Origin of the sequence: Gordonia cholesterolivorans, assembly GCF_039531975.1 — a bacterium.
Lineage (GTDB): Bacteria > Actinomycetota > Actinomycetes > Mycobacteriales > Mycobacteriaceae > Gordonia > Gordonia sihwensis.
Window position 1 is genome coordinate 1 of the sequence record NZ_BAAARB010000040.1, and the last position, 8195, is coordinate 8195.

The 8195-nt window shown below is 65.8% G+C and carries 8 protein-coding genes, 1 tRNA gene and 1 pseudogene; all 10 read left to right on the plus strand.

Features of this window, described 5'->3' with window-relative positions:
- Positions 1-265, plus strand: a pseudogene (locus ABFX36_RS18605) (HNH endonuclease signature motif containing protein); the annotation flags it as partial.
- A 247-nt stretch (positions 266-512) separates the two neighbouring features.
- Positions 513-1415, plus strand: a complete 903-nt coding sequence (locus ABFX36_RS18610; RefSeq protein WP_006898309.1) for a ParA family protein — start codon at positions 513-515, stop codon at positions 1413-1415.
- On the plus strand, positions 1412-2287 hold the full coding sequence (locus ABFX36_RS18615; protein ID WP_346077772.1) for a segregation and condensation protein A: 876 nt from the start codon (positions 1412-1414) through the stop codon (positions 2285-2287). The genes ABFX36_RS18610 and ABFX36_RS18615 overlap by 4 nt, the downstream gene beginning before the upstream one ends.
- A 50-nt stretch (positions 2288-2337) precedes the next feature.
- A complete protein-coding gene (scpB, locus tag ABFX36_RS18620; RefSeq protein ID WP_231650132.1) occupies positions 2338-3012 on the plus strand; it encodes an SMC-Scp complex subunit ScpB in 675 nt (224 codons plus the stop codon).
- Positions 3013-3065: 53 nt separating this feature from the next.
- Positions 3066-4100, plus strand: coding sequence for a pseudouridine synthase (locus ABFX36_RS18625; protein WP_346077774.1), 1035 nt, complete (start codon positions 3066-3068; stop codon positions 4098-4100).
- 32 nt (positions 4101-4132) lie between these two features.
- Positions 4133-4813 (plus strand): (d)CMP kinase, encoded by a 681-nt coding sequence (gene cmk, locus ABFX36_RS18630; RefSeq protein WP_039868219.1) that lies wholly within the window; start codon positions 4133-4135, stop codon positions 4811-4813.
- Positions 4810-6249 carry a ribosome biogenesis GTPase Der gene (gene der / locus ABFX36_RS18635; RefSeq protein WP_006898304.1) on the plus strand — a complete coding sequence of 480 codons (1440 nt, stop codon included), beginning with the start codon at positions 4810-4812 and terminating at the stop codon, positions 6247-6249. Before cmk ends, der begins: the two co-directional genes overlap by 4 nt.
- 59 nt (positions 6250-6308) lie before the next feature.
- Positions 6309-6572, plus strand: a complete 264-nt coding sequence (locus tag ABFX36_RS18640; RefSeq protein ID WP_045537997.1) for a hypothetical protein — start codon at positions 6309-6311, stop codon at positions 6570-6572.
- Between the two features lie 71 nt (positions 6573-6643).
- Positions 6644-6717, plus strand: a tRNA-Pro gene (locus ABFX36_RS18645).
- Positions 6718-6819: 102 nt separating this feature from the next.
- The gene (locus tag ABFX36_RS18650) at positions 6820-8094 is read left to right on the plus strand and encodes an ApeA N-terminal domain 1-containing protein (RefSeq protein WP_346077777.1); all 1275 of its coding nucleotides are present in this window, start codon (positions 6820-6822) and stop codon (positions 8092-8094) included.
- Positions 8095-8195 lie beyond the last annotated feature (101 nt).

Below are 8195 nucleotides of genomic sequence, written 5' to 3' on the forward strand. Positions count from 1 at the left end.
CTGGGCCGACGGCGGCCCCACCGACATCGACCACCTCGGCGCCGCATGCGGACGCCACAATCGCTCCGTCGGACCCCGCCCCGGGCAATGGCAGACGATGATCCTGATCGACGGACCCCACGCCGGCAGAGTCGCCTGGCGACCCAGCGGCAACACCAGCGGCGGGAGAACGCGGCCCGGGTGGCGGATCAACCAGATCCACCACGCTGAACTGCTCCCGGGCCACGAACCCCAGCCGCCGCCGTTGCCGCAACCGAGGCTGTGAATCGCACTGTCGGGACGGCTATCCCGTTCGGCCGCCGACGGGCGGTCGGCTTCAGTCTCAAGGCGAGGTTGAGGACTCGGCCGACACTCCGACGCCGCCGATTGCGGTTGCGACGTCGGGCGATCATGGACGGACCGGCCAGGTGCAGCAGGTCTGCGGAGCGCCTGCCGTGGACGTCCGTCTCGACACATTAGGATCGAGACGACCAGTTTCGCAGCGTGCACAACCGGGGAGGAGCATCGAACAGGTGAGTGCATCCAACCCCCGCGGCAAAGCACAGCAGGGTCAACTCGACGTGCCGGCGGACAAGCTCGGGCCGACGGGACGCCCCTACCGCGACATTCCGGACCCCGCGCCCCGCGAGAAGCACGGCCCGGCGGTCATCGTCGCGATGTGCAACCAGAAGGGCGGCGTCGGCAAAACCACCTCGACGATCAATCTCGGTGCCGCACTTGCCGAATGCGGTCGACGCGTACTGCTCGTCGACCTCGACCCGCAGGGGGCGCTGTCCGCCGGTCTCGGGGTGGCGCACCATGAACTCGAAGAGACGGTCCACAACCTCCTGGTCCCGCCGTACGCGGCGACCGACGACGTCCTGATGCGCACCCGCGTCGACGGACTCGATCTGCTCCCGTCGAACATCGATCTGTCGGCGGCCGAGATCCAGCTCGTCACCGAGGTCGGGCGCGAACAGGCGCTCGCCCGTGCGCTGCACCCGGTGGCCGACCGGTACGACTACATCCTCATCGACTGTCAGCCGTCGCTCGGCCTGCTCACCGTGAACGCGCTGGCGTGCGCCGACAACGTCGTGATCCCCATGGAGTGCGAGTACTTCAGCCTTCGCGGGCTCGCACTTCTCACCGACACCATCGAGAAGGTTCACGACCGACTCAATCCCAAGCTCGAACTCGGGGGCATCCTGGTCACCATGTTCGACCAGCGCACTCTGCACTCGCGGGAAGTGATGGCCCGCGTGGTCGAGGTGTTCGGCGACGCCGTGTACGACACCGTCATCAACCGAACCGTGCGGTTCCCGGAGACGTCGGTCGCCGGTGAGCCGATCACGTCATGGGCGCCGAAGTCGTCGGGGGCGAAAGCGTATCGCGACCTCGCACGTGAGGTGATCGCCCGCAACGAGACTCAGGCGTGACCGGGACCGAGGAGACTCTGACCCCCGTCGGCGACGGGCCCGCGACCTCCGGCCCGGAGACGGCAGACGCCGAGGCGGGCGGGCGGAGCGACGGCTTCCAGGTCCGCCTCGCCAACTTCTCCGGGCCGTTCGACCTACTGCTCAACCTGATCAGCCAGCACCGCCTCGACGTCACAGAGGTGGCGCTCCACGTGGTGACCGACGATTTCATCGCATACACCAAGGCGCTGGGCGCCGAGGCCGACCTCGAACAGACCACTGAGTTCCTGGTGATCGCCGCAACCCTGCTCGATCTCAAAGCCGCGCGGTTGCTGCCCTCCGGCGAGGTGGAGGACCCCGAAGACCTGGCGCTGCTCGAAGCCCGCGACCTCCTGTTCGCGAGGCTTCTGCAGTACCGTGCCTACAAGCAGGTCGCCGTCCTGTTCGGCGAACTGGAGGCGGCAGCGCTGCAACGGTATCCGCGCGCTGTTTCGCTGGAGGCGAGGTTCGAAGATCTCCTGCCCGAGGTGGATCTGGGCGTGAATCCGCAGCGATTCGCGGAGATCGCTGCGGCGGCCGTAGTACCGAAGCCGAAACCGACCGTCGGGCTCGACCATCTGCACGGATCCACGGTGTCGGTGCCCGAACAGGCCAAACGGCTCACCGAACTGCTCACCGCGGCCGATGGTCAGTGGTTGACGTTCGGGGCATTGGCGGCAGAGTGCGCGAACGGACTCGAAGTGGTGGCCCGGTTCCTGGGATTGCTCGAGCTGTATCGGGAGCGCGCGGTGCAGTTCGAGCAGCCGGAGCCGCTCGGTGAGCTCAAAGTCTGTTGGACCGGCGACCGCGAAGCACAGGAGATCGACATCGAGAAGTCGGAGGACTACGGATGACGACAGAACCGGGGATGACGAGCGATCATGGGCGGACGGACGAACCCGACATGGACGCCGGCATCGACGAGGGCGATCACCTGGAAGACGACGAGTTGCGGGCCGCACTGGAAGCGGTGCTCCTCGTCGTCGACACGCCGGCCACGGTGGACGAACTCGCGTCCGCTGTCGGTCAGGACCGCACACGCGTCCGGCAGCTGCTTCGGCGGATGAGCGCCGACCTCACCGCGGCAGGCAGCGGGATCGACCTTCGCTTCGCCGGCGACGGATGGCGCTTCTACACCCGTTCCGACTACGCGCCCTACGTCGAGAAGCTGCTGCTCGACGGCACGCGGAGCAAGCTGACGCGAGCGGCGCTCGAAACGCTCGCCGTGGTCGCCTACCGGCAACCCGTCACCCGTGCTCGCGTGAGCGCGATCCGCGGAGTCAACGTCGACGGAGTGGTGCGGACACTGCTCGCACGCGGGCTCATCAGCGAGGCCGGGACCGACGAGACGACGAACGGCACGCTGTATGTCACCACCGAGCTCTTTCTCGAGCGGCTCGGTCTCGCGTCCTTGAGTGATCTGCCCGACATCGCACCCCTGCTTCCGGGCGTCGACGTGATCGACGACCTCGGCGAGGAACTCCTCGACGATCCGCGATTCGCCAAACTGGGCGGTGGCCAGGCACAATCGAATGTTGATGTCTCGGCGCAGGCATTGGCGGAGGCCGATGAGGGCTGAGCCGCCTCGGGCCGTGACACCACCTGAAAATCAATACAGTTGAAGGACACTTCATGGCATCCGCTAGCCGAGACGGCACACCGGGAAAGCGACGAGGGAGCGGGACCAACCGCTCGTCGTCGGACAAACAGAATGCACGCGGCAAGAACGTGGCAGGCAAGAAGGGCGCTCCCTCGGGCAAGCGCGGCGCGCCGGCCAAACGCGGTGGTCCGGGACAGCAGCCGTCGAGCCGCAAGCCGCATCGCAAAGGCAGCTCCCGCGTCGACGTCGAGTCGGGCAAGATCCGCCTCAACAACTCCAAACCCGCCCGGCACCAGGTGGCTGAGGTGGAGGGCGACGGCGTCACCTACGTCTCCGACGGGATGCGACTGCAGAAGGTCCTCGCGGCGGCGGGCGTCGCCTCCCGTCGAGGCGCCGAGGAACTGATCGCCGCCGGACGTGTCGAGGTCGACGGCGAAGTGGTCGTCGAGCAGGGACTGCGGATCGACCCGAACACCGCGATCATCAAGGTCGACGGCGCCCGCGTCGTCATCGACGAGTCCAAGCAGTACCTGGCGCTGAACAAGCCCAAGGGCTGGCACTCCACGATGAGCGACGAGCACGGCCGACCCTGCATCGGTGACATCGTCGCCGAGCGTGTGATGGCCGGTCAGCGACTCTTCCACGTCGGGCGGCTCGACGCCGACACCGAAGGACTGCTCCTGCTCACCAACGACGGCGAGCTCGCGCATCGCCTGATGCACCCGTCGTACGAGGTGCCGAAGACGTACCTGGCGACGGTGCGCGGCGAGGTCAACCGCGGTCTCGGTCGAGAGCTGCGTCGGGGTGTGGAGCTCGAGGACGGCCCGGTGAGCGTCGACTCGTTCGCGCTCCTGGAGGTGAATCAGGGCAAGTCGTTGATCCGGCTGACCCTGCACGAAGGGCGCAAGCGGGTCGTGCGTCGCCTGCTCGCCGAGGTCGGTTTCCCCGTGACACGACTGGTCCGTACCGACATCGGTCCGGTGGCGCTCGGCAAGCAGCGTCCCGGCAGCCTGCGCGTCCTCGACAACAAGGAGATCGGCGCGCTGTACAAGGCGGTGGGAATGTGACCGGCGTCAGCGAACCGAGTGCTGCTGAGTCGATGAGGGTCGTCGCGATCGACGGCCCCGCGGGAACCGGCAAATCGACGGTCTCGGGCAAGCTGGCGTCCCGTATCGGGGCCCACATGCTCGACACCGGCGCGATGTACCGTGCCGCGACGCTCGCCGTCCTGCGGGCGGGAGTTCGGCCCGACGGTGACGAGGTCGGCGACATCGTCGACGCCGCCGACATCCGGCTGACGGTCGGCGGCGACGACGCGGGGGACACCCAGGTGTTCCTCGACGGTGAAGACGTCTCCCGAGAGATCCGCACCGACGAGGTCACCGCGGCGGTGTCCGCGGTGTCGGCGAACCCGCGGGTGCGCGAGAAGCTCGTCGAACTGCAGCGCGCGCACGCCGACGACGCGTACCTGGTCGTCGAAGGACGTGACATCGGCACCGTGGTGTTCCCGGACGCCGCACTCAAAGTGTTCCTGACCGCGACGCCCGAGGCCCGGGCCGAGCGGCGTCACCGGCAGAATCTCGCTGCCGGCCGCGAGAGCATTCTCTCCGAGGTCCTCGACAGCGTGAACCGTCGCGACCATCTGGATTCGACCCGAGCGGTGTCGCCGCTGCGCGCGGCCGACGACGCGGTGCTGGTCGACACCAGCGACATGACCCTTGAGCAAGTGATCGACCGGCTCGCCGAGCTGGTCGCCGAGCGGATCGGAGTCCGCCCATGAGTGACGATTTCTCCACCGAGTTCGCCGACCCCAACCTGGCCGGCGACGGCACATGGTCGGACGAGGGCGATTGGGACCTGTCCGATTTCGTGACCGACGACGCCGCGGGAGAGAGCGCCGCACTGCCGGTGGTCGCGATCGTGGGACGGCCGAACGTCGGCAAGTCGACCTTGGTGAACCGCATTCTCGGTCGTCGTGAGGCGGTCGTCGAAGACGTCCCGGGTGTCACGCGTGACCGTGTGTCGTACAAGGCCGACTGGATCGGCCGCCAGTTCATGGTCACCGACACCGGTGGGTGGGAGCCGGATGCCAAGGGGATGGGCCTGGCGATCGCCGCCCAGGCCGAGTACGCGATGCGCACGGCTGATGCGATCGTCCTCGTCGTGGACGCCACCGTCGGCGCCACTGCCACCGATGAGGCCGTCGCCCGTGTGCTGAGGCGGTCGAAGACCCCGGTGCTGCTGGCGGCGAACAAGGTCGACTCTGAGCGGATGGAAGCCGAGGCTGCATCGCTGTGGTCGCTCGGGCTGGGGGAGCCGCACACCATTTCGGCTGCTCACGGCCGCGGTACCGGAGATCTCCTGGACAAGATCCTCGAGGTTCTGCCGGAGTCGCCGCGCGAACGATTCGCCGTCGGCGGTCCGCGGCGTGTCGCGCTCGTCGGAAAGCCGAACGTCGGTAAGAGCTCGCTGCTGAACAAGTTGGCCGGTGAGGAACGCGCTGTGGTCGACAACGTCGCGGGCACCACCGTCGACCCCGTCGACGAGTTGATCGAACTGGGCGGCAAGCCCTGGCAGTTCGTCGACACCGCCGGATTGCGCCGCAAGGTGCGGAACGCCACCGGGCACGAGTACTACGCGTCGCTGCGGACCCGTGCGGCACTGGACTCGGCCGAGGTGGCTCTGCTGCTGATCGATGCCAGTCAGACGATCACCGAGCAGGACCTGCGCGTGCTGTCGATGATCGTCGACAGCGGTCGTGCGCTCGTCGTCGTGTTCAACAAGTGGGACCTCGTCGACGAGGACCGCCGCTACGAACTCGACAACGAGATCGACCGTGAGTTGGCGCGCGTTCCATGGGCACGGCGGGTGAACATCTCGGCGATGACCGGGCGGAGCGTCCAGAAGCTGGTTCCCGCGCTCGAGGGCGCGCTGGAGTCGTGGGACAAGCGCATCTCCACCGGTCAGCTCAACTCGTGGCTCAAGGAGATCATCGCCGCCACGCCGCCGCCGGTGCGCGGAGGGCGACAGCCGCGTGTCATGTTCGCCACGCAGGCCGCGACCAGACCTCCGACCTTCGTGTTGTTCACCACCGGCTTCCTGGAGGCGGGGTACCGCCGCTTCCTGGAGCGGAAACTGCGCGAGCGGTTCGGCTTCGACGGTTCGCCCGTGCGGATCAACGTCCGTGTGCGCGACAAGCGCGACCGAAAGAAGTAACTACGTGCCCACAGCGCCTGAGTACGAGTAGTGCTCGGGCGCTGTGGCACAATTCCGGCATGTTGATCATCGGAATCGTCCTCTGGGGCATGCTCATCGGTGCTGCCGCCCAACTGATCCTCGGAACCGGCCGCAAGGGGCTCAACTGGGGCATGGCTCTGGCCTCGGGCCTCATCGGCTCATTCGTGGGCGGACTCTTGATCAGCCTGATCGCCGGTGACGGTATCGAGTTCCGTCCCAGCGGCATCATCGGCTCCATCATCGGGGCTCTGATCGTCTCCGCGATCTGGATCGCGGTCGACCGTCAGCGCGCCGAAAAGTAGCCGTACGCAGGCGATTAGCAGTCTGGCCGTCGGGTGAGCTAAGGTGAATTCGCTTCGCCAGGCGGAGCAGACGGGCTGTGGCGCAGTTTGGTAGCGCACTTGACTGGGGGTCAAGTGGTCGCAGGTTCAAATCCTGTCAGCCCGACGTCGTGACCAGCACTTATGTGCTGGTCACAGTCGTGTGTGCCCTCTACGTGCCCACTCTTGCGCGTCAATCCGCAATCTTCGTCCGTGCTTTGATTACGCGGTGGACAAGAAGGTAGATGAGACTCTCGGTGGAACTATGGGTCATTTTTGGGTAGACCTGGCGACCTACAACCGAGCCGACACCTCCTGGCAAGGGCATGCCGAGCAACAGGACGACTACCTCGCCATTCGGACTATCAAACGACCCGACGAGGGACTCCCACAGCCGGGGAGTACTCCCATGCCAGACGCCGTTTATGGCGCTACTGAGGTCGGCGGGACGGTTGCCTACGACATTCGAAGTGTCCCCGAGAACAGCGTAATGGGGGGTAACAAGATCTCTGTACGCTCCTACCTCGCGCGCGGATTCGTTGTCGGTGTTGACCCGAGCGAGCTAGCCAGTGCGAAGGTTGTCTCGATCACCGCGAACTTCTATGGACTTGTCATGTGGAGCGGAGCGAAGGGCGCTCACATCGACTACGACCGGCAGCCAGACGGCCGGGTCAACACAATGACCTACACGGTTCGCCGGGTGACTCCGATCACTGCGGAGATCAGCGACCGGCGGACCCTGGAGATTGGTGTCAGTTGGGAAGCTAGCGAGCGCCAGTTCGATCAGTTCTCGGCGTCGACACCACTGACATTCACCATCACCAGATCTAGGCCCGGTACATGGTATGAACTCATTCGCCCGGTGATTGCCTTCCAGGATCTAATCAACTTGGCCTACGACGCTTTCGTCCCGTGCGTCGGCGGTTCGCTAGTCCCTCACTACCGGAAGGACGTTGAGCCGAGCAAGGGTGCGCTGTGGAGCAATTCGCTCATGGACGTTCCCGAGGGGGTAAAGCGTGCCTCGGAGAAGTCCGAGCGGCCGGCCTTCTCACTCGGGGCAATTGGTGGTGCGCCAGGCGTGCGGCGATGGCTGTTGTTGGCTGAGACGCATCCCCGCGCGGTGGGGCCGTTGACCAGCGCTCGCCGATTCGGCATGACGACGGTCGAGGTCGAGCTAATGAACATCGCCGTCGCTATCGAGTACTGGGTCGGAGCGTGCAAGAAGGAGTCGACTACGAGGCCGAAGTGGACCAAGGTCAAGAACAAGGGGTACGCCGAATTGCTGGCTATGCACGTTGGTTCAGCGTTCCGGAAGTTCGTCGGTGGTGATGAGTGCAAGTGGGCGCGTCTGTTCTGGGACCGATACACAGCTCTGAAACACGACCCATTGGTTTCGTATGACTCGTACGAGATTTCGACCCTGATGAGGAGCGGACGGATACTCCTGATGTGTGCTCTACTCAACCGGGTAGCAGGTTCTAACCTCGAAATTTCATCGGGGTGACGTCCTGGCCTGTGCGGTTTCGGATTGATGGTTGTGAGCTGATTGTGCCTGTCGGGTACGACAAGGCCGCCGATCGTCGGATACGTCCGGGTTCCACATCA